Source organism: Bacillus sp. FSL L8-0099, assembly GCF_038006385.1.
Classification (GTDB): domain Bacteria; phylum Bacillota; class Bacilli; order Bacillales; family Bacillaceae_G; genus Bacillus_A; species Bacillus_A toyonensis.
In genome coordinates this window covers 3509853-3533300 of record NZ_JBBOVC010000001.1, presented here as the reverse complement: position 1 = coordinate 3533300, position 23448 = coordinate 3509853, and the positions used below count along the sequence as shown (strand labels likewise).

16 protein-coding genes and 2 pseudogenes are annotated in these 23448 nt (G+C 34.7%); 16 read left to right on the top strand and 2 right to left on the bottom strand.

All coding sequences use genetic code 11. The annotated features are described in order from the left end of the window. Together parC and MHH42_RS17745 are read left to right on the top strand one after the other, a co-directional pair. A complete protein-coding gene (parC, locus tag MHH42_RS17750; RefSeq protein WP_001147488.1) occupies positions 1–2424 on the top strand; it encodes a DNA topoisomerase IV subunit A in 2424 nt (807 codons plus the stop codon). A 267-nt stretch (positions 2425–2691) separates the two neighbouring features. Continuing rightward, on the top strand, positions 2692–3723 hold the full coding sequence (locus tag MHH42_RS17745; protein WP_000719739.1) for an oxidoreductase: 1032 nt from the start codon (positions 2692–2694) through the stop codon (positions 3721–3723). 25 nt (positions 3724–3748) lie between these two features. Here MHH42_RS17745 and MHH42_RS17740 read toward each other — a convergent pair whose 3' ends face one another. Next, positions 3749–4342, bottom strand: coding sequence for a TetR/AcrR family transcriptional regulator (locus MHH42_RS17740; RefSeq protein ID WP_001013009.1), 594 nt, complete (start codon positions 4340–4342; stop codon positions 3749–3751). 164 nt (positions 4343–4506) lie between these two features. Here MHH42_RS17740 and MHH42_RS17735 point away from each other — a divergent pair, with 164 nt between their 5' ends. The 10 genes and pseudogenes from MHH42_RS17735 (at position 4507) to MHH42_RS17690 (ending at position 16245) form a co-directional block, all read left to right on the top strand. After that, on the top strand, positions 4507–5400 hold the full coding sequence (locus MHH42_RS17735) for an ABC transporter ATP-binding protein (protein ID WP_070173608.1): 894 nt from the start codon (positions 4507–4509) through the stop codon (positions 5398–5400). After that, a complete protein-coding gene (locus MHH42_RS17730) occupies positions 5393–6199 on the top strand; it encodes an ABC transporter permease subunit (RefSeq protein WP_070173607.1) in 807 nt (268 codons plus the stop codon). Before MHH42_RS17735 ends, MHH42_RS17730 begins: the two co-directional genes overlap by 8 nt. Positions 6200–6392: 193 nt before the next feature. Continuing rightward, positions 6393–6926, top strand: coding sequence for an RNA polymerase sigma factor (locus MHH42_RS17725; protein ID WP_000864737.1), 534 nt, complete (start codon positions 6393–6395; stop codon positions 6924–6926). 12 nt (positions 6927–6938) lie between these two features. After that, positions 6939–7937, top strand: coding sequence for an anti-sigma factor (locus MHH42_RS17720; protein ID WP_070189661.1), 999 nt, complete (start codon positions 6939–6941; stop codon positions 7935–7937). A 17-nt stretch (positions 7938–7954) separates the two neighbouring features. After that, positions 7955–8992, top strand: a complete 1038-nt coding sequence (locus MHH42_RS17715; protein ID WP_070173605.1) for an LCP family protein — start codon at positions 7955–7957, stop codon at positions 8990–8992. A 22-nt stretch (positions 8993–9014) separates the two neighbouring features. Next, positions 9015–9234: pseudogene (locus tag MHH42_RS17710) on the top strand (C4-dicarboxylate ABC transporter); the annotation flags it as partial. Between the two features lie 348 nt (positions 9235–9582). After that, positions 9583–11286 carry a peptide ABC transporter substrate-binding protein gene (locus MHH42_RS17705; protein ID WP_070173604.1) on the top strand — a complete coding sequence of 568 codons (1704 nt, stop codon included), beginning with the start codon at positions 9583–9585 and terminating at the stop codon, positions 11284–11286. 305 nt (positions 11287–11591) lie between these two features. Beyond that, positions 11592–13307 (top strand): peptide ABC transporter substrate-binding protein, encoded by a 1716-nt coding sequence (locus tag MHH42_RS17700; protein ID WP_070173603.1) that lies wholly within the window; start codon positions 11592–11594, stop codon positions 13305–13307. Positions 13308–13748: 441 nt separating this feature from the next. Then, positions 13749–15443 carry a peptide ABC transporter substrate-binding protein gene (locus tag MHH42_RS17695; protein WP_000823453.1) on the top strand — a complete coding sequence of 565 codons (1695 nt, stop codon included), beginning with the start codon at positions 13749–13751 and terminating at the stop codon, positions 15441–15443. Positions 15444–15525: 82 nt separating this feature from the next. Next, on the top strand, positions 15526–16245 hold the full coding sequence (locus MHH42_RS17690; RefSeq protein ID WP_070173602.1) for a class I SAM-dependent methyltransferase: 720 nt from the start codon (positions 15526–15528) through the stop codon (positions 16243–16245). A 40-nt stretch (positions 16246–16285) separates the two neighbouring features. Here MHH42_RS17690 and MHH42_RS17685 read toward each other — a convergent pair whose 3' ends face one another. Beyond that, a complete protein-coding gene (locus MHH42_RS17685; protein ID WP_000555009.1) occupies positions 16286–16678 on the bottom strand; it encodes a hypothetical protein in 393 nt (130 codons plus the stop codon). 136 nt (positions 16679–16814) lie between these two features. Here MHH42_RS17685 and MHH42_RS17680 point away from each other — a divergent pair, with 136 nt between their 5' ends. The 4 genes and pseudogenes from MHH42_RS17680 to MHH42_RS17665 all read left to right on the top strand — a co-directional run bounded on the left by MHH42_RS17680 (position 16815) and on the right by MHH42_RS17665 (position 23440). After that, positions 16815–17150 (top strand): hypothetical protein, encoded by a 336-nt coding sequence (locus tag MHH42_RS17680; RefSeq protein ID WP_000842916.1) that lies wholly within the window; start codon positions 16815–16817, stop codon positions 17148–17150. Positions 17151–17311: 161 nt separating this feature from the next. Beyond that, a pseudogene (locus tag MHH42_RS17675) lies at positions 17312–17644 on the top strand (VOC family protein). Between the two features lie 257 nt (positions 17645–17901). Further along, positions 17902–20001 (top strand): vWA domain-containing protein, encoded by a 2100-nt coding sequence (locus tag MHH42_RS17670; protein WP_000702105.1) that lies wholly within the window; start codon positions 17902–17904, stop codon positions 19999–20001. A 76-nt stretch (positions 20002–20077) separates the two neighbouring features. Then, positions 20078–23440: a tubulin-like doman-containing protein gene (locus MHH42_RS17665; protein ID WP_000175115.1), complete on the top strand. Its 3363-nt coding sequence runs from the start codon at positions 20078–20080 to the stop codon at positions 23438–23440. Positions 23441–23448 lie beyond the last annotated feature (8 nt).

Sequence of the window (23448 nt, the reverse complement as noted above, 5' to 3'; positions counted from 1 at the left end):
ATGCAGGCAGAGAAGTTTCATGACCTCCCGCTTGAAGACGTGTTAGGTGACCGCTTTGCACGTTATAGTAAATATATAATCCAAGACCGCGCGCTTCCAGATGCGCGTGACGGTTTAAAGCCAGTACAAAGACGTATATTATATTCTATGTATGTAGAAGGAAACGTACATGATAAAGCGTTTCGTAAATCAGCTAAAACAGTTGGTAACGTTATTGGTAATTACCATCCACATGGTGATTCCTCTGTATATGAGGCGATGGTACGTTTAAGCCAAACTTGGAAAGTACGTAATGTTTTAGTTGAAATGCATGGTAATAATGGTAGTGTTGATGGTGATCCAGCAGCGGCAATGCGTTATACAGAAGCCCGTTTATCACCAATCGCATCAGAGTTATTACGTGATCTCGATAAAGAAACAGTAGAATTCGTTTCAAACTTTGATGATACGAGTGAAGAACCAGTTGTATTACCTGCAATGTTCCCGAACTTATTAGTGAACGGTTCTACAGGGATTTCTGCTGGTTATGCAACAGAAATTCCACCGCATCATCTTGGAGAAGTAATTGATGCTACAATGATGCGTATCGATCAACCGAATAGTTCTGTGGATGACTTGTTAGCGGTTATTAAAGGACCAGATTTCCCTACAGGTGGTATTATTCAAGGGATAGATGGCATTAAAAAAGCATATGAAACAGGTAAAGGTAAAATTATTATTCGCGGAAAAGCAGAGGTTGAAACGATTCGTGGTGGAAAGCAACAAATCGTTATTACAGAAATTCCGTATGAAGTAAATAAAGCGAACCTTGTTAAAAAAATGGATGAATTACGTCTAGATAAAAAATTAGATGGCATTGCTGAAGTGCGTGATGAAACAGATCGTACAGGTCTCCGCATCGTTGTAGAATTAAAAAAAGAAGCAAATGCTGAAGGTATTTTAAACTATTTATATAAAAATACAGATTTACAAATTCCATATAACTTTAATATGGTAGCGATAAATAATCGTCGTCCAACACTTATGACATTACCTAAAATTTTGGATGCGTATATTGGCCATCAAAAAGAAGTTGTTACGAGACGCTCACAATATGAATTAAGAAAAGCAGAAAATCGCCAACATATTGTAGAAGGTTTAAAGAAAGCATTATCAATTTTAGATGAAGTGATTGAAACGATTCGAGGGTCTAAAGATAAACGTAATGCGAAAGATAATTTAAGCGCACGATTTGGATTTACAGAAGCTCAGTCAGAAGCAATTGTTTCACTGCAACTATATCGTTTAACGAATACGGATATTACAGCGCTAGAGCAAGAAGCAGCTGAACTTAATAAGAAAATTATAGAGTTACAGGCGATTTTACAAAGTGAAAAAAGACTTCTTCAAGTTATTAAAACAGATTTGAAGAGAGTAAAGAAAACATATAGTGATGATCGTCGTGCGATAATTGAAGAGGAAATTGAAGAAATTAAAATCGATGTGGAAGTTATGATTCCGCAAGAAGATGTCATCGTTACTGTAACGAAAGAAGGATATGTGAAACGAACTGGTTGGCGTTCGCATAATGCATCGAACGGGAAAGACTTCGGTATGAAAGAGGGTGACATCTTACTTGAGCGTTTCGATACCAACACGACAGAAACCGTTCTTTTATTTACGAACAAAGGAAATTATATTTATCTTCCTGTATATGAAATGCCGGAAATTCGTTGGAAAGATTTAGGTCAGCACGTTGCAAATATTGTTTCACTTGACCGAGATGAAACAATTATTTGGGCAACTGTCATACCGAACTTTGAGGAAGAAAAACGATTTATCGTATTTGTAACGCGGAATGGTATGATTAAGAAGACGGAATTAAATCAATATAAAGTTCAGCGCTATTCAAGGGCATTCGTTGCTGTAAACTTGAAAAAAGATGATGAAGTTGTTGATATATTTGCGACAGATGGAACGAGTGATATCGTTCTTGCGACACATGGTGCATATGCACTGATTTTCCATGAAGATGAAGTAAGTCCAGTTGGTGTAAGAGCTGCTGGTGTAAAAGCGATTAATTTAAAAGAAGATGACTATGTCGCTTCTGGTAAACCGTTAAATGGTGACAAAGATCAACTTATTCTCGTAACGCAACGCGGTGCTATAAAGCGTTTAAAAGCATCAGAAATTGAAAAGTCAACGAGAGCGAAGCGAGGTCTTGTTATTTTCAAAGAGTTAAAACGTAATCCATACCGTATTGTAGGTATTGAAATTGTACGAGACGATGAACTAGTTTACATGAAGACAGAGAAAAATATTGTAGAAGAGGTTGATCCGAAAGCGTATCGAAACAAAGACCGGTATAGTAATGGTAGTTTAGTACTAGATGTTAATGATACTGGTGAAGTAGTAGAAACGTGGACGAAGAAAAGACCGGAATAAAGGAAGCATCTTGCTATGAATAATAGCGAGATGCTTTTTTCTAAGCGAATTATTATGTATATGAAAATAATCTTGTTATAATAGTGAAATGAAATCGTTCTCATAAAGTGAAACTTTAATCAGTGAGGGGCTTTATTCCCTACTGATTATTAGTTGAACTAATCGGGCTTTTACGGACAGTAAGGCCCTCACCTAACTTTTTAGTTTTCGCTGAATTTTGAGGAGGGATCTTACTGTCCGTTAGTGCGGGATAATTGGAGGGGCAACATGAAAAAAATAGGTGTAGGGATTGTAGGATTTGGATTTTCTAGTACAACATTTCACATCCCGCTATTACAAACGATAGAAGAATATGATATTCGAGCTATTTTATCTTCAAAAGAAGAAGTAGTGAAACAAACTTTACCAAATGCTGCTGTTGTTGACACAATTGATGAATTAGTAAAGCGATCTGATATTGAACTAGTTGTCATTACTTCACCGAATACAACTCATTTTCCATATGTAAAAGAAGCGATTTTACATGGTAAGCATGTTGTAGTGGAAAAACCATTTGTTGTTTCAATTGAAGAAGGGGAAGAACTTATCTCATTAGCAAAGCAGCATAATGTGATGTTAAGTGTATATCATAATCGTCGTTTTGATAATGATTTCCTAACAATTAAGAAATTGTTAGAAGAAAATAGAATAGGAAATGTATACGCATATGAAGCGCATTTTGATCGTTTCCGTCCACATGTACGCGATCGATGGAGAGAAAAGAATTTACCAGGTTCAGGTATATTATATGATTTAGGATCGCATTTAATTGACCAAGCGCTATCATTATTCGGAAAACCAGATGCGATAAGTGCAGATGTAATAAAACAAAGGCCAGGTGCGGAGATTGATGACTATTTCCACGTAGTACTTCATTATGGAGTTAAGCGTGTCATTTTACGTAGTAGCAGTTACGTGAAACAAGCAGGACCGCATTTTACATTACATGGGGACAAAGGTTCTATCGTGAAATACGGTATGGATTCGCAGGAAGAACAATTAAAAAATGGAATGAAGCCAGGCGATATAGGTTATGGGGTAGATGCTGAAGAGAATTTTGCTACTTTAGAAACAGAAGAAACTTTAAATCGTATTTCAACAGAAGTCGGTTGCTATGACATGTACTATAAAGGTGTAAGAGATAGTATATTAAATGGTGAGAAACTACCTGTAACAGCGCAAGATGGTTTAAATGTTATTAAACTAATTCAATTAGCGGTTGAAAGTAGTGAAACGGGTAGAGTCATTTCGGTAAAATAAAAAAGACACGAATTTCGTGTCTTTTTTATTTTGTTGGAACAGAAAGGCCGTAAAAGAACATCGTAACGATATCTTGTATATGTTTTTCTCGATCTCCTTCAAGAAGCTGTGCCCCGAAATCATCACCTAACTTAGTAAACATTTGAATGTAAAGTAACATCATTTCTTTCGTAAGGTGTGGATTAATTTCGTTTTTACGCTGAGCTCGTTCTAATATTTCTAAATACCAGGGAAGGATTTTTTCATTTTGATAACTATAAATAAACTTACGGAGTTCTTCGTCCCTTTGCATCATTTGTAGTAACATATCAGGTTGAAATAACCCGCCAGTATTCATTTTTCTTACAATCATTTTTTGCATCATATCATGAAAAGGTAATTTTTCTTCTGCAAGCCCTTTATAATATTGAAATTCAGATATGATAAATTCTTGTATAAGCTCCCTAAATAACGCATCTTTACTTCCGAAATGATTATAAATTGTAACTTGAGAAACGTTTGCTTCTTTTGCAATATGTTCTATTTTTACTTCATTAAATCCACGTTCTGAAAATAATACGAAGGCCGCCTCTTTAATGGCGCGTTTTTTCTTTTCTTTCACTTTTTCAAAGCCGTTCAATGTAATCACCTCACTTAAAATATACAAGAAAAAATAATGGAAAACAATATTTTTGAAATATGGACTAATAAATATTTCAAAAAGTTGTTGCGAATATGAAAGATGAGGAGTACAATAATTTTGAAATATCATATATTAAATATTTCAAAAAATGAGGTGGACTTATGATTTCAGTTCAAGATGTTACAAAACAGTTTTCGAATGGAAAAGGTTTGTTTCATATTACATTTGATGTAAAAGAGGGAGAAGTATTTGGTTATTTAGGACCGAATGGTGCCGGGAAATCAACGACGATTCGTAATTTAATGGGATTTATAAAACCGACAGCTGGTAAAGCGACAATTTTTGGATTAGATTGTTGGAATGAAGCAGCGAAAATTCAAAGGGAAGTTGGTTATTTACCGGGTGAAATTTCTTTTATTGAAGGAATGAACGGATTAGAGTTTTTAAAATTAATGCAAGGAATGCGTGGATTAAAGGATACGAAAAGACGAGATGAACTGATAGATCGTCTGCAATTTGATGTGAAAACACCGATTCGCAAAATGTCTAAAGGAATGAAGCAAAAAGTAGGGATAGTCGCTGCATTTATGCACGATCCAGAGGTGTTAATTTTAGATGAACCAACATCTGGACTTGATCCACTGATGCAGCAAGTATTTATAGAACTAATAGTAGAGGAAAAACAAAGAGGAAAAACGATTCTTATGTCTTCACATATTTTTACTGAAATTGAGAGAACTTGTGACAGAGTAGCTATTATTAAAGATGGTCGACTCGTAACAGTTGAAAATATTCATGATTTACAAAGTATGAGACGACAGGTAATAGATGTAACTGTATCATCGCAAGAAGAAATTGAATCTCTTACAAAGTGTAATTTGCAATTTGAAGCGGTAAAAGGCAGAGAGGCATCTATTATTGTACAAGGAAACTATCAAACTGTTTTACAAACACTTTCAAACTATAATGTAACGGCACTTCAAACGAGAGCGATGGATTTAGAACATTTATTTATGCATTATTACGATAAGAAAGAAGGGGTAACGCATGAATAAGCAATTGTTTTTAGCTAGTTTGAAAGAAACACAAAAAAGTATTTTTAGTTATGCGATTGGTGCGGCTCTCTATTTATGGTTATTAATTTGGATATTCCCATCAATGGTATCAGCGAAAGGGTTAAATGAATTAATAAGTGCTATGCCTGATAGTGTGAAAAAAATTGTTGGTATGGAAAGTCCGATTCAAAACGTAATGGATTTTTTAGCTGGTGAGTATTACAGTCTATTGTTTATTATCATTTTAACAATTTTTTGCGTAACAGTTGCGACACATTTAATTGCGCGTCATGTAGATAAAGGAGCGATGGCATACTTGCTAGCAACGCCTGTATCCAGAGTGAAAATTGCCATTACGCAAGCTACTGTTCTCATATTGGGGCTACTTATCATTGTAATTGTCACGTATGTAGCGGGTATAGCAGGAGCAGAATGGTTTTTAAAAGATAATAATTTAAATAAAGAATTATTTTTGAAGATTAATGTAGTCGGAGGGCTCATATTTTTAGTAGTTAGTGCCTATTCATTCTTCTTTTCTTGTGTATGTAATGATGAAAGAAAGGCACTTAGTTATTCAGCAAGTTTAACTATATTATTTTTCGTACTAGATATGGTAGGGAAATTAAGTGATAAGTTAGAGTGGATGAAAAGCCTATCTTTATTTACGCTGTTTCGTCCGAAAGAAATTGCTGAAGGAACATATAATATATGGCCGGTAAGTTTAGGTTTAACCGTTGGGGCAGTTTGCATCTTTTTGTTAGCAATAGTTATGTTTAGAAAGAGAGATTTACCGTTATAAAGTAGAAAGTCCACTGTGAAAGTGGACTTTTTTGTTTGTAAATTTGAACCGATATGTTTATTGTGCCACCATAAAAAGGATATTTGTCTTTTTATTTACAAATATATTCAAAAAAATGAACCTTTTTATAGGCTACGCAGTCTAATACGTGTAAAGTTAAATTTGAAGTGAGGATGAAACAGGAGGAGCAATTGTGAAAGTAATCCCTTTATATAAAATGATTGTAAAAGAAGAAACGGATGTTTCCTTAGCGAAAAAAGGTGATCATGAAGCCTTTATGGCACTTATACATACGGAGAAAGTGAAGATGTATCGCATTGCAAAGGCGATGTTACATGATGAGACAAACATAGAGGATGCGATACAGACAACAATTTTAAAAGCTTATGAAAATATAAAAAAACTAAAAAAAGAAGCGTTTTTTCAAACTTGGTTAATTCGAATTTTAATAAACGAGTGTAACAATATAATTAAGTCATATAAAAAACTAATTATAATCGAGGATCATGATAGTAGTATGGTAGCGTTCGACCGATATAAAGATATTGATCTTTGTAATGCTATTCAGTCTTTAACGGAAGAATTAAGAGCTGTAACTGTACTTTATTATTATGAAGATATGAATCAAGAGAGTATTGCGTCCCTTTTAGAAATTCCAAAAGGGACGGTTAAGTCAAGGTTGTCACGTGCAAGGGAACTATTAGAAGAGCGATTAAAGATGGAATAGGGGGTGTATAGAATGGATAGTGAAAAATCATTTGATGAGAAATTAAAAAAGAGAATAAAAGATGAAAATGTTATTTTACCGCCAAAGTTAAATGGAAAGATTAATGATACACTGCATAATCTTCCAGTAAAAAAGAAGAGTTACAGAGTTCATATGATGGTAATTAGTGCCGCGGTTCTAGCGCTTTCTATTGTTTTTATGTCTGAATTTTCTATACAAAGCTTTGCACAAAATGGTGGAGTATTTGAATATATGGAGAAAAAGGCGTTTTCTGATTATGAAAATGAAGAAGAAATAAAATTGAATGTAAATTATCCAGATAAGGAAAAAATTCATATAAAGATGTTGGATTCAATTGATCATTTTAAAAATATTTCAGGACAATTTGAGGAATATTCTAGCTCTACAAGAATGGCTACAACATACAAGTATGCGATTGATACGGAGAAACAAAGAGGCATTACATCTCAAGAAGATAAACGATTGAAAAAAAGAACGATTATATATAACGAGGGTAGAAAAAAAGAGTTTGATGATGAGAACTATACATATAAAGAGACAAAATGGAGCCCAGAGGAAAGAAATAATGAACTCTTAAAACTAAATCCTACGGAAAGATTGTTGAGAAAATCAGGTGAGAGGAAACGGTATGATGACGAATATGTGGGATTGGCTAAGCATAGTATTCAATCAGAATTCGCAGATTTGTTAATTCGATATAAAGATTGGAATTACAAAGAAACGAAATATCTAGGACTCGATTGTTACAAAATTGAAGGGGTAATTAATATAGAGATGCCTATTAGCGCCTCTGAAGATGTAAGAGGGAAATTTGAAATGGTTGTGGAGAAAAACACAGGGGTTATGTTAAAGTTTCTTAGTTTTCATGAAGGTATGATTCAATATTCAGTTACTACCGAATGGATACAAATAGATAAAGGGCTGAAAGAAAGTATGTTTCAAAAGGATAGCACGAAATATGAAAAAATGAAAAATATATTGGATGAATAGAAACAGGAGGAGAATAAATGGGGAATCATTCGTCTTCAAGAGAAGAGAAAAATAAGCGGAAATATAAAAAGACAACGATAATAAGTTTACTACTAGGAGTATTACTATTTGGCGGGGTTGGATATGGCACCTATGTATATATGAAAACTTCTAATCTTGTACAAAAATCTAATTTGAATTTAGCGCGTGGTGAAAAATCAAATTTACGTGAGAAAGCAGTAAAACCAATTGCAAACAATGTTTCACTTTTAATTATGGGCATTGATGAAAATCAAGAACGTCAAAAGGAGTATAGTGGTGCATTTCATACAGATGCGTTATTGCTGGCAACTTTTAATAAAGATGATAAGACAGTGAAATTAACAAGTATACCACGTGATACGTATACATATGTCCCGATTGAAAAGAAAAAGGATAAAATAACGCATGCATATGGAAGAGGGTTTGTTAAAAATGGTAAAGATGGAGGGCCACAAGCATCTGTTGAAGCAGTAGAAAAATTGTTACAAGTCCCCGTTGATTATTTTGTGAAGTTTAATTTTAGCTCATTTATTAAAATTGTTGATGGATTAGATGGTATTGAAATAGATGTCCCAGTTGAATTTACAGAACAAAATAGTAAAGATGAACCTAATGCGATTCATTTGAAAAAAGGACTACAAAAATTAACAGGAGAAGAAGCACTTGCATTGGCAAGAACGCGTCATATTGACAGTGATGCAATGAGAGGACAACGTCAACAACTTGTTATTGAAGCGATGTTAAGTAAATTAAAAAGTATAGGTTCAATTACAAAGCTAGAGAAAATGGTTGAGGCGGTTGATGGTGATTTTAAAACAAATTTAGCAATGGATGATATTTTATCTTTTTATAAATATGGTTTAAATGGTTCAGTTGAAAAGACTCAATTAGCTGGTGATGATCTATATTTACCTAATGGCCCAAATGGACAACGTGTCTATTACTATAATCCTAATAAAAAAGACCTACAAAGTTTGAGTGATACTCTTAGAACACATCTAGGATTAAGTGCGAAGCAGATTGAGGAGAATTAAAGCAGACGAAATGTCTGCTTTTTTATTAGCATCTACTCTATCTGCAATGAATGTTATCTCATTAGAAGGGTTAGCGCTACTACTTGGGGGAGATCGTTTCATGTCAGAAGCACGTGCTATCGTTAATTTAATTGGTAACGGTATTGCGACTGTAGTTGTTGCAAAAAAGTGAAAATGAGTTTGATGATGAGAAGTATAAGAGAGTGGTAGAGGAAATGAAAAGAGAAAAAATTGCCGGGTAAAAAAAGTCAGTTTAGCTGACTTTTTTATTTTTGTAGAAAAGATGTTTTTAGATATATGCATTATTTATTAGCAATAATTAACAAGTATTCAAGCGGTAAATGAGATGAAAGTGATTAAATCAACGAATGTGTATAAAGGAGAAATAAGGTTTGAACAACGTATGGCATTTTTATGAATATTACTGTAAAAAAATAATTTTTTAAAAATTTTCAATAATAATACTTTACAAAAATTAAAAAATTAGTAGAATAAGAATTAGTAAGAATCGTCTGATAAATATATAAAGAAAAACAGAATTATCAGAAAATTCTTTAATAGCTATCGTTAAGAATTAGGGAGGGTACAAAATGAAAAAGAAACAAATGAAAAAACTAACAGCAGTTGTAGCACCGGTTTTAGCAATGAGCATGGCGTTAACAGCATGTTCTACATCAGGTGGAGATAAGAAGACAAGCACAGATTCTAGCTCTAGTGGAGATAGTAAATCAGAAGGAAAACTAGCAGCGAAACAAGTGCTAAATCGTACAGTAACGCAAGAGATTCCAACGATGGATTCTTCAAAATCAACAGATACAGTATCTTCACAAATGCTAGGGAATACAATGGAAGGGTTATATCGTCTTGATAAAGATAATAAGCCTATTCCAGCTGCTGCAGAATCTAGTACGAAAAGTGAAGATGGTAAAAAATATACATTTAAACTACGTAAAGATGCAAAATGGTCAAATGGTGATCCAGTAACTGCGAAAGATTTCGTATATGCTTGGCAACGTCTATTAGATCCAAAAACAGCTGCTGAGTATGCATTTATCGCATTCCCGATTAAAAATGCAGAAGTGGTTAATAAAGGAGAAAAACCTGTAACTGAATTAGGAGTGAAAGCGGTAGATGATCTTACGCTTGAAGTTGAATTAGAGCAAGCGGTGCCGTACTTCTTAAACTTAGTAGCATTCCCATCATACTATCCATTAAACGAAAAGTTCGTAAAAGAAAAAGGCGAGAAATTCGGTTTAGAGTCTGATACAACAGTTTATAATGGACCATTTGTTCTTAAAGATTGGAAGCATGAACAAGGATGGCAATTAAAGAAAAATGATCAATATTGGGATAAAAAGACTGTAAAACTTGAAGAAGTTAACTTCAGTGTTGTTAAAGAGGCTGCGACTTTAGTCAATTTATATGACAGCGGTCAAGTTGACTTTGCATTATTAAATGGAGAGTTCGTTGATAAATACAGAAGTAAGAAAGGTGAATTCGGAACATATTCACAAGTGAGTACGTATTTCATTCGTATGAACCAAAAACGTGATGGACAAGATACACCATTAAAGAGTAAAAAATTACGTGAAGCAATTGCGCTATCAGTTGATAAAAAGAATTTAGCAAACGTAATTTTAAATGATGGATCAAAAGAAGCGGACTTCTTAGTGCCAAAAGGTTTAGCAACTGGACCGGACGGTAAAGATTTCCAAGAAACGTTTAAAAATGGTTTAAAACCAAATGCTAAAAAAGCTGCTGCAGCTTGGGAAGAAGCGAAAAAAGAGCTAGGTAAAGACCAAGTTACAATTGAATTCTTAAACTATGATACTGGTAATGCGAAAAAAGTTGGAGAATATATTAAGGACCAGATTGAGAAAAACTTAAAAGGTGTAACAGTTAATATTAAACTTCAACCATTTAAGCAAAAACTAAAATTAGAAACTGAGCAACAATATGATATTTCGTATGGCGGATGGAATCCAGATTATGCAGATCCAATGACGTTCTTAGATATGTTTGAGACTGGACATTCTCATAACCAAATGAGCTTCTCTGACCCTAAATATGACGGCATGGTGAAAAAAGCTGGAACGGAATTAATGAGCGATGCGAAGAAACGTTGGGAAGAGTTAGGAAAAGCTGAAAAAACGTTACTTGAAGAAGATGTAGCGATTGTACCTTTATATCAACGTGGAGATTCTTATGTTTTACAACCAAATGTAAAAGGTGTAGTAAAACATAATATTAGTCCAGAATTCAGCTTTAAATGGGCATATGTAACTGAAAAATAAAAGAGTTGAAAAAGCATTTCAAAGTAGCTTAGCTATCTTGAAATGCTTTTTTGTATTTTGGAAATTAAAATGTAAATTTGTAGTATAGCAAAATAGAGAAGAATAAGGAGTAAAGTATGCACATATGGTAGATGGGGGATAAATCATACTAAATTACGAAGGTTAAAATCAGAATATTTAAAATAAAACTATTTACAAATGTGAAAAAAAGAGTAGAATAACATTAGTTGTAATTTTCTGAAAAATATTTAACAAGGAATCTCTCGAGGGTGGTAATGTACATATAATTAGGGAGGGTTAAAAAGATGAAGAGAAAAAAAATGAAAAAATTAACAGCAGTTGTAGTGCCAGTTTTAGCGATGAGTGTTGCATTGACAGCGTGCTCTAGTTCAGGTGGGGAAAAGAAAACGACTACTACATCTAATAGTGGGGAAGAAAAAACATCTGATATTAAATATGCAGCGAAGCAAGTGTTAAATCGTACGGAAAATCAAGAAATTCCGACGATGGATACTTCTAAATCTACTGATACGTTAGGGGCACAAATTTTAGGGAACACGATGGAAGGCCTATATCGTCTTGATAAAGATAATAAGCCAATTCCTGCTGCGGCAGAATCTAGTACGAAAAGTGAAGATGGTAAAAAGTATACGTTTAAACTGCGAAAAGATGCAAAATGGTCGAATGGTGATCCTGTAACAGCGAAAGATTTCGTTTTCGCATGGCAGCGCTTACTTGATAAAAACACAGCTGCAGAATATGCATTTATTGCTTACTATATTAAAAATGCAGAAGCGATTAATAAAGGAGAAAAACCTATAACTGAATTAGGAGCGAAGGCGGTAGATGATTACACGCTAGAAGTAGAATTAGAAAAACCGGTACCGTATTTCTTAAATTTATTAGCATTCCCATCATACTATCCATTAAATGAAAAATTCGTAAAAGAAAAAGGCGATAAGTACGGCTTAGAAGCAGATACAACTGTATATAACGGGCCATTTGTTATGTCTTCATGGAAACATGAACAAGGTTGGCAGCTGAAGAAAAATGATAAGTACTGGGATAAAAAGACTGTGAAATTAGAAGAAATTAATTATAGTGTTGTAAAAGAAGTAGCTACAAAAGTAAATTTATATGATACAGGATCAATTGACTTTACATTACTATCAGGAGAATTTGTAGATAAATATAAATCGAATAAAGATGAGTATGGTGAGTATGCAGAATCAAGTACATTCTTCTTACGTTTAAATCAAAAACGTAACGGACAAGATACACCATTAAAGAGCAAAAAGCTTCGTGAAGCAATTGCATTATCAGTTGATAAAAAAGGATTGGCGAATGTCATTTTAAATAATGGATCAAAAGCAACAGACCAATTAGTTCCGAAAGGACTTGCGACAGGACCAGATGGAAAAGATTATCAAGATACATTTAAAAATGGTCTGAAATATGATCCGAAAAAAGGCGCAGCTGCTTGGGAAGAAGCGAAAAAAGAACTTGGAAAAGACCAAGTTACAATTGAATTACTAAGCTATGATGATGGAACTGCGAAAAAGATTGCTGATTATGTTAAAGATCAAATTGAGAAAAATTTAAAAGGTGTAACGATTAATACGAAAATTCAGCCGTTCAAACAAAAATTAAAATTAGAGACTGCACAAGATTATGAAATCTCTTATGCAGGCTGGAGTCCAGATTATGCGGATCCAATGACATTTATTGATATGTTTGAATCGAAGAGCCCGTACAACCAAATGAGTTATTCAAATCCAAAATACGATGAAATGGTAGGAAAAGCAGGTAATGAATTAATGGGTGATGCGAAAAAACGCTGGGAAACGTTAGGAAAAGCTGAAAAATTATTCCTTGAAGAAGATGCAGGATTAGTTCCTTTATATCAAACAGGAAGATCGTACGTAATGAAGCCAAATGTAAAAGGAATTGTGAAACATAACATCAGTCCAGAATATAGCTTTAAGTGGGCGTATGTAACTGAGGATGGCGGAAAAAAATAAAGTGAAAGCATTTCAAAAGTGGCTGAGCTGCTTTTGAAATGCTTTTTTGTATGCATAAGGGAATAAATCTCGTTAGCCTAGTGAGAATCGGGTAGGTAGTTAGGAAGATTCTATCGGAGGAAATTAGAGAGTTCAGTAAGTAGTAAGACAAATGAATGAAAGTAAGAGATCTCATGCTAATAAGAAAAATATAGAACGTAGTAATAGAGTGGAATAAGGGGAGGGATGTTTACATATAGTAGACGGGGGATAATTCATATAGTAGTTAAAACAACAAGTTACTATCACAAAAAAATAAATATTTAGAAAATTTACAAAAATACTTTACAAAACTCAGAAAAATAGTAGAATATTAATTAATAAGAATTTTCTGATAACAAAAGTTAATAGAGAATTTCTAAATGTTAATATCGTACATATAATTGGGGAGGGTACAAGAAAATGAAGAGAAAAAAGATGAAAAAATTGACAGCGGTCGTAGCACCAGTTTTAGTAATGAGTATGGCATTAACAGCTTGCTCTGGATCAGGGGAAAAAGATAAGGCAAGCACAACACCAAAAAGCGGTGAAAAAGAAGGCGGAAAATTAGCAGCGAAGCAAGTGCTGAATTTAACAGAAGCTCAAGAGATTCCATCTATGGATTCGGTTAAAGCAACAGACCAAGTATCGTTTCTTGCTTTAAACAACGTAATGGAAGGTTTATATCGCCTGGATAAAGATAATAAAGCAACACCAGGTGTTGCTGAATCATATAAAAAGAGTGAAGATGGTAAGAAGTATACATTTACATTAAATAAAAATGCAAAATGGTCAAATGGAGAGCCTGTAACAGCGAAAGATTTCGTATTCTCTTGGAAACGTGCTGTAGATAAAAATACAGCAGCGGAATATGCATACATTATGTTCGATGTAAAAAATGCAAAAGCAATTAATGAAGGAAAAGCAGCGCTTGATACGTTAGGTGTAAAAGCTGTAGATGACTATACGTTAGAAGTAGAATTAGAAAATGCAGTTCCTTACTTTGTTGAATTAACTTCATTCGGAACATTCTATCCACAAAATGAAAAATTCGTAAATGAAAAAGGTGCAAAATTCGGTTTAGAAGCAGATACAACGTTATACAACGGACCATTTACATTAACAGACTGGAAACATGAAGAAGGTTGGAAATTAAAGAAAAACGCACAGTACTGGGATAATAAAACAGTTAAGTTAGAAGAAATCAACTTTAACGTAGTAAAAGATAGCGGTACACGTGTCAACTTATATGAAAGTGGACAGATTGACCGTTCAGGATTAGTATCTGAATTTGTTGACAAATATAAATCCAATCCAGATTTCTATACACAAAAAACACCATCAACGTTCTTCTTACGTTTAAATCAAAAACGTGGTGGTCAAGATACGGTGTTAAAGAACAAAGATTTACGTTTAGCAATCGCAAAGGCGTATGATAAAAAAGGTTTAACGAATGTTATTTTAAATGACGGATCTACACCTGCAGATTACTTAGTACCAAAAGAATTTGCTAAGAGTCCGGATGGAAAAGACTTCCGTAAAGAAAATGGAGATATTTTAAAAACGGATGTGAAAAAGGCAAAAGAGCATTGGGACAAAGCGAAAAAAGAGCTTGGAAAAGATCAAGTAACAATTGAGCTGCTAAACTATGATAGCGATAATGCGAAAAAAGTAGGGGAGTTCTTAAAAGGAGAGCTTGAGAAAAACTTACCAGGCTTAACAGTGAACTTGAAAAACCAGCCGTTTAAACAAAAATTAAAATTAGAATCAGATCTAGATTATGATTTATCTTACGCTGGTTGGGGACCTGACTACTTAGATCCAATGACATTCATTGATATGTTCGTTACAGATGGACCTCATAACCAAACTGGTTACTCAAATAAGAAATATGATGAAATTGTAGAAAAAGGTAAAGGTGAGCTATTAACGAAAACGAAAGAGCGTTGGGATAGCTTACTGAAAGCTGAGAAAATGTTACTTGAAGATGCAGCAATTGCACCATTATATCAACGTGGTGATGCAATTGTTCAAAGAGCAAAAGTAAAAGGAATTGTTCACCACCCAGTTGGTGGAGATTACAGCTACAAATGGGCATATATCGGTGAGGAAAAATAAGCTGAGGGGGCGCGTGATGCGCCCTTTTTTTATGCACTTTTCATTCTTCCTTGAATATATAAAATAAAAAAGGGAGAATCCCATGGAACGAAATACTTACATCGATTTCTTAGCTTATTACGGAATAGGAAGTGCTCATCCTGGTGGTTTTACGTTAACAAAACAATTGCTAGCACAACTGCCTCTTAGACAAGGAGCGGATGTCCTTGAGATAGGTTGTGGTACGGGGAAAACAGCGGCTTACATGACAAAAGAATTCGGTTATAAAGTAACAGCGGTTGAAAAGAATGAAATTATGATTCAAAAAGCGAAAGATAGATGGTTGTTTGAAAGATTGAATGTACAATTGATTCAAGGTGATGCAGAGCGATTACCTTGTTTAAATGATTCATTTGAGTTTGTGCTTGGGGAATCGATACTCGCTTTTACAGATAAAGAAAGGGTTATATCAGAGTGCTATCGTGTATTACAGAAGGATGGTAAGCTTGTTGTCATTGAAATGATTATTAATACACATATTGAGAAGAGTGAGGAAGAAAAAATTGCCCAATTATATGGCATGAAAGAATTATTAACTGAGAATGAGTGGGTACAACTATTTCAGAAAGCAAATTTCAAAAGAATTACAATTGCTGGCGGTGGTACAATTGCAGAAACGATATCTAGCTATATAGAAGAGCCGGAATGGAATGTATCAACATATATTCCGAATGAGTTATATGAGGCATGGGTACAACATGAAAACGTACGACGTATGTACCAACATGTTTTAGGACACCGTATATTTATATGTGAAAAGTAGAGAAAAAGAGTTGGCTAAAGGTAGTCAACTCTTTACTATGTTAAATGAAAAATAATGCAGCTAAAGTAATTCCGAAGATGAAACCAAATCCAAGTTCAACGCCCCAGCCACAACCGCCACCCCAGCCGCCGCCACCACAATTACCGCAACCACGACCGCCACATCCACAGCTACTGAATCCACCACCGCAACCAAATCCGCAACTATCACACCTGCTAATGCCGCCGCAAAGATCACAACCACCGTTTGCATATGCGTCATAGTATCCGAATCCTGTATCAAAAGATGAGCGCTGTTGCATTGGTTCGATCCATACAGATTCATTTGTCACATCGATTATTTTGCCTAAATGAATGCGACCATCGCGATCTTCAATTCGAACAACTTTACCGAAATAACGTCGGCACGTATCATAACATCTTTGTCTATGCATGTTCTGTCCTCCTTCCCCCTTACAGTAATACGATATGTAAGGGGGACAAGTGCGGCTTGTACGAATGACCTACCTATCATAATTGTTATATGAAAGGGGAAATATAGAGAAAGGATATAGTAAGGAGGGAAAGGCAATGAAATCTACAGATCAGTTTCAAACATACGAAGTACCGTGGAAAGAATTTATAGAAGCATTGCGAGATGAAATGAAGAAACAAGTAGGAGCGGATATTATTGATACAGTAGTTTGCAATTTAGAGGATGGATTTGAAGTGTATACATATATACAGGGGGATTTAGAGTTTGAATATAAAGAAGCGCTTGAAAGAAAATACGGAAGTGATGCTAAGACTCCTAATTTGTTAACGATTATGCTATTAGCCAGCATTTATAATACGAGTGAAGCGAATATACGCTTACATGCAGATAACAAAGATAATCCAATTGTTGAAGTATATGTGAAGCAATGAAACACGCTGTGAAAGGCGTGTTTTTTATTTATCCCGCTATTTTCGGGCAGTAAAACTCCTACCAAAAAATTTGGCTGGAGCAAAAAAGTTAGGGGGGAGCCAGACTGTCCGTAAACGCCCCACTGATCAAAGTTTTACTTTATATGATAAAGTATTAGAAAATTAAGCATCTTAATTTAACGGTTACAGATGTAGTAGCTACTAGAGAATTTTTAGAAAAATATTTTGGATTAATTTGAAGTGGAACGAGGGGAAATGGCTTTGCAGTTATGCGTGATAAGGATGGGTTTATACTAAATTTAATGAAAGGGAAAGAAGTTCAGTATCCTAAAACATTTCATGTAGGGTTTCCGCAAGAAAATGAGGAACTAATAAATAAAATGAATCAAAGATTGAAGGGAGATGGATTTTTGGTTGAACCTCCTAAACATGCACATGCGTATACGTTTTATGTTGAAGCGCCTGGTGGATTTACAATTGAAGTAATGTGCTAATTAAAAAATCAAACTTTTTGTTGTGTGTTTTTAATATGAAAAGTAGGAAAAGTCTGTTTTAAGTATGAAGCTTAGACAGGCTTTTTTGCTTATATAATTGGATAGAAAATGCTATAAAGAATATTACCAAGTGTATATATATGTTTACATAATAAAGTTATGGTGGGTTAGTTGTCCTAAAATACAAGTCATATATCTTGTTTCCTCTCATAAATTTAAACATAGGAATTTGTCTACAAAGGTGGCGAAGCCTCATCATGAAAATTCGAATTTGTGCCACATTCATGTTGTTTCTATTTATATGGTTACATCCTTATTGGACTTTTGCAAAAGGAGAGGAGGCAAAGGAAAGGGTCGTTTCACTTGTATATGATGATTCGGGCAGCATGAGAAATAACGATCGCTGGAAATATGCCAATTACGCTTTGCAAAGTTTAGTTGCGCTATTAGATGAAAAAGATACATTTTCTTATGTTCCAATGAGCAAGCCGAATAATCCGTTAAACATTTCGTTAACGAAGGATAAAAGGCAAACAGAAATTGAAGGAATTGGAGCGTGGAAAACGTATTTAAATACTCCTTTTAGCGCAGTAGAGACGGCGATGCAATCTATAAAAAAGGAAGCAGATATAGATGGAAAACGTGAATTTTGGCTTATTGTATTAACTGACGGGGCATTTAATGATCTAGAAAAAGATAAAGTTGGCGGAAAAGAACAAATTACAAAGAAACTAACAGACTTTAAGAAAGAAATGGATGTAAAAAAGATATCTCTACATCCTATCTTAATTACGATGGAAGAGGATTTAGGGCAGCAAGAAAAAGAACAATTAAATACGTTTAAAGAAATATGGAAGAAAGAGATAAACGGAGTTACGATGCCGTCAAGCGGAGAGGATGGCATTGTAAAAAGTGTAAATCAAGTGGCAGCATTAGTTGCGAATCGTGATCCATTCTCCTCCGTTGAATCGATTGTAAAAACGAAAGTAGTAGGAAAGAAAGTAGAGATTACAACGCCGTTCCCATTAAAGCGTATGACGCTTGTACGACAATCGCCTTCGCTGTCTAATTATCAGGTCACACAAATTTCGAAACCATTACAGTTACAGTCTTCTTTTTCCATACATGCACCCGGAGAAGCGAAATTATTCGGAAATATAGTTCATATAAGCACGGAAAATCAGGAAGTCATTAAACCAGGAACATATACGATAGAAGTGGATCGGGATATTGAGAAAGAAGGATTGCAAGTACTTGTTGAACCAGCGCTTAACTATACGGTTTCTACTTATGACAAAGATGATAATAGTCAAAAAAATGTTGAACAAATGTACGAAGGTGTTACTGCTGTTATTGAAGCAAAGCCTACTGAGTTACCAATTCAGTCTTCTTACTTTCAAGCAGAAGTAGAAATAGACGGAAAACAATATCCGATGAAGTGGAACGATAAGAGGCATGTGTTTTATTACGAAACGAAGATTGGTAAAGGATTAGTACGTGGAAAAGTTCATATGAATATAAAGGGATTTTACAGACAGACGAAAGAATTCAAAATTGAAACAACAGAAAAGCCAAAATTATCACTTCAAACTGTTACGAAAGATTATGAAGAAAAAGTAACGAATTTAGAGAATAGTAAACCGTTTATTTTACAACCAAAGTTAGATGGTAAGCCGATGACAGAAGGGGCTGTAAAGAAACTATTAAAATCTACTGGTGTCACATCTAAACAATCAATCAACTATGAAATAAAACAACGTGGTAATCAAATTTACGTTTATCCTCGTCCTTATTACTCCGACACATTCAATTTCACAGATACTGGCACCGTAGAAGCTACCATCGTTATACAAGATGCGAAATTACAAGAAGTAAAGAAGCAAATATCACTCCATATTCAAAGTGCGCCGTTTTATGAAAAGTATGCGCTTATTTTTAAGTTTGTCATTCCTATCACTTTATTGCTGCTAGTAGTAGGCATAATCGTTTTAGGATGGATTGTTCGTCCAAGATTTCACCGGAAAGCGCTATTGTATTACGAATGGGATCAAGAAGTAGCGAAAGATTGGTTATATCAATCTGAACCAGAATTACTTCGAAATAAATGGTGGAAACATTATTTTGGTATCCCATTTCGAGCAGAAAGAAAAACTGTGCAATCCGTTACGTTTATAGCCAAGAAAGGTTCGAAATCTGTCTTTGTAGCGAAAGAGTCACAAGTAGTAGGAATGATTATTGATGGGATGTTTATAACAGAGGAAGAAGTAGGAATGGAGCATAAGACACTATATCCAAATGAACTTTTATTAATTGATAGAGGATATGGTAAGGAGATTTACAAATATGAATGTGAATAGTAGGTAGGGATAAGAGGGGAGTCTTAGCTTTCTTTCCCTTTCTTTTTAAACAAGCAAGAATAGGAAGGTGGTTCACATGACATTACAAGTTCCAACGATATTAATTGGATTAGGTGGAATCGGTAGTACTGTGACGCATCAAATATATGAAAAACTGCCTGAAGAGCGCCGAAAAAAGGTAGCGATGCACGTATTTGATACAGATGTGAATACATTGAGTAAATTTGATCATATTCGAAAGTTTAAGACACAAACGAGTTCAAGTAAAACGCCTAGAGAGTATATTGCAGGAGATCCAACGATTCCAGAGTGGTTTCCAATGGATCCAACTATACTTGATAAACCATTAACAGAAGGAGCAGGACAGTTACGCGTCATTTCACGTTTAGCGTTACGTGCTGCGATGAAAGAAGATAAATTGACGTCCTTTTGGCAAGAAATTGAGAAGATTTTTCCGGTTACAAGTGATCAAACGGAATATGGTGTGCGAGTTATTATTGTAACATCACTAGCAGGTGGAACAGGTTCGGGGATGTTTCTGCAAATTGCATTATATTTACGTGAAATGCTTCGGAAAAAACTGCAGCATCATAACATTTTAATACGCGGTGCATTTTTAATGCCTGATGTGTTAGTGAAGACGAGAACGGTTAGTGCGAAAGAATTTGAAACGGTGCAAGCAAATGGTTATGCGTCTTTAAAAGAATTGCATGCCATTACGCTCGGTTCAACTGGAGAATTATCAAAACGCGGTGGTGTAACGATTGAATTAGAATACCGTCCGGATCAAGTAGATGAGGATGGAAGAACGAATCATACGATTAAACAACATCATTTACCGTACAATTATTGTTTCTTATACGATTACGAAAACTTACATGGACACCATTTACACAATTTATCGGATTATATGGAGCAGATGGCAAATACGATTTATTTACAGTTATTTAGTCCGATGTCCACAAGTCATTTTGCACAGGAAGATAATCAAATTCAGCAATTGGCAGAATCAAGCGGGAAAGGACGATATTGCGGGGCAGGAACAGCAAAGCTCATTTATCCATATGAACATGTGTTAAAATATTGTGCTTTAAAATGGGCTGTGCAAGGTTTAGACGAATCGTGGCTTCATTTGGATCAACTCTTTCAAGAAAAGAAGCAAAGGTACGACCAAGATGTAAAACGTGGTATGCAGCGTGAAAAGCCAGAGCGTGGCAAAAGTTATTTAGAGGATTTAGAACATCTTGCTACCCGTCCAGAACAAGCCCATATTTTCTATAGACAAATGTACAATGAAACGCGTGAAGGAGCAGAGGGTGGTAAGCTCGGAGTTGCGAAATCTAAACTGTTTTTAGAAGCTGTAGAAAGCTATGTACAGCGCACAGTGCAAAAAGATGAGGAATTAAATCGTTTGCAGCACGAGTGTAAAATTTCAGCTGCGAAACTAAAAATGATGGAACAAATGAAAGGAGAAGTAGCGAGAGTAGATCATGCGGTTCGTTTATATGCGTATGCGATTCCGAGCCGTGTACATGAACATGTAACGACACTTTTATATGACATGATTGAATCAGACCGTTTTTCACCAAGTGGGTCTGAAGGACAGTCCTATCAATTAAATACATGGTTTTTAAAGAAAACAGACCCTGTTCATCCAGTAGCAGCGCGTTTTATGTTATATGAAATTCGAAAGCAGTTAGTAGAAAAAATGAATCGACTACATGAAAATAATGAACAGAAGCGTAATGTAATTCAAAATTATGATAAAAAATTTAATGTAGGTAATATAGATGGAACGGTAACTGCTGTACGCCGCGTTGAAATCGCTCAGCAACAAGGTTGGTTTGGAAAAATGGTGAATAATCAACAACGTTTATTTAAAAAAGAATTTGAAGATATCGTAACGCAATATGTACACAAATTAAATGAGTACAGAAAAGAAATGCTGTTAGAACTCGTTTATCAATCGTTATATCAAGCAGTTAATAAAATGATTCAATATTGGGAAAGGTTTTTTGATAATTTACATGAAACACGTGAAAATTTATTGTTTGAAATTCAAAAAAGAAGTAAGGAGTTTGAAGGGAAAACAAACCCAACGAATGTATACGTATTAGCGGAAGAGAAGTTGCAAGAAAAAATATGGCAAGATATGCAGCAACATTTAAATTTAGGTGTATTGCCGAAAGATATATCAGCAGAAATTTATATGAGTTTGTATGGGGAATATTGTCGGGATGCGAAAACGGAAGAGATTCAATCGAAAAAGGTAGAAGATTTTTATCGTGAACATATATTGAGCTATTGTTATGATGAATTACAAGTACGTTATCGTGATAAATTAGAACTTAATATTATAGAGGCATTGCGAAAAGAAGCGGATTATAAGAAGCGTGATCGTGATGAATACGTTCGTGAAAAAATTGAAGATCTGTTCCATTTAGCTAGTCCATTCGTGCCGAAAGTTTCTCACCATAGGGAATTACAATATTGGGGTATACATCCAACTTTAAAGAAAGAACTGCAAGAAGAATTAATTCAAGAAATGTTTAAAGAAAAAGATACAGTACATGAAGCTTTTTCACCATTTGAAGTGATCTGTTACCGGGCACATTACGGTTTATCATTGCAAGATTTTCCTAAATTATCATCAGGACACATTGCGAACGGTTTTATGAATGATAAAGGTGACTACTTCCAATCATATTATCGCCGTGTGAACAAATTAAATAGTAAAAAATCTAGTTTAACGCCGCATTTAGATAAGTATTGGCACTTACCAGCCTTTATGCCCGACTTGAATGCGACTCAAACGAAGTTAGACTACGATAAATGTAATCGTGCCCTTCTATATGCGTATATGTATCGCTGGATTAGTTTAGTTGCTGTTGATGGGCAGTTTGTGTATCAATATAACGGCGTTGGACGTAGCTTCTTAATTCAGTCGATGGGGAAAAATATTTCAAGTGAAAGTTATAAATTACACAGAGCATTACTTCATAATCCGTTTATTTATGAAAACATCTTGTCCAGATTTGAAGAAGAGCAAGAAAAGGCAATGATTCAAGGTGGACATTTATATACACATCCGTTCGTATTAGGAGCTCAAGATGTAAGATGGCTTAGAAAAGAACATGTTCACAATCTTTTAGATATGATTTTAATGTATGACCGTGAAGCGAAGTATGATCCGACGTTAGAAGAAACGTCAGATGAATTATTAAGATTATTCCTTGATGAAATCGAACTATACTTTCAAAACTATTACGGTACAGGTGCCGATATGGTTGCGAAGAAAGAGAAAGAAATGTTTATTAAACAATTGTGGGATCGTTCGTATGCAAAAGGGTATGTGGATCCGAATAGCGCTCCTTATAAAAAGTGGCAAAATTTATTAAGTGTTCAAGATGAAGAAGAAACGCCAAAAACGAATGTATAATGAATGAA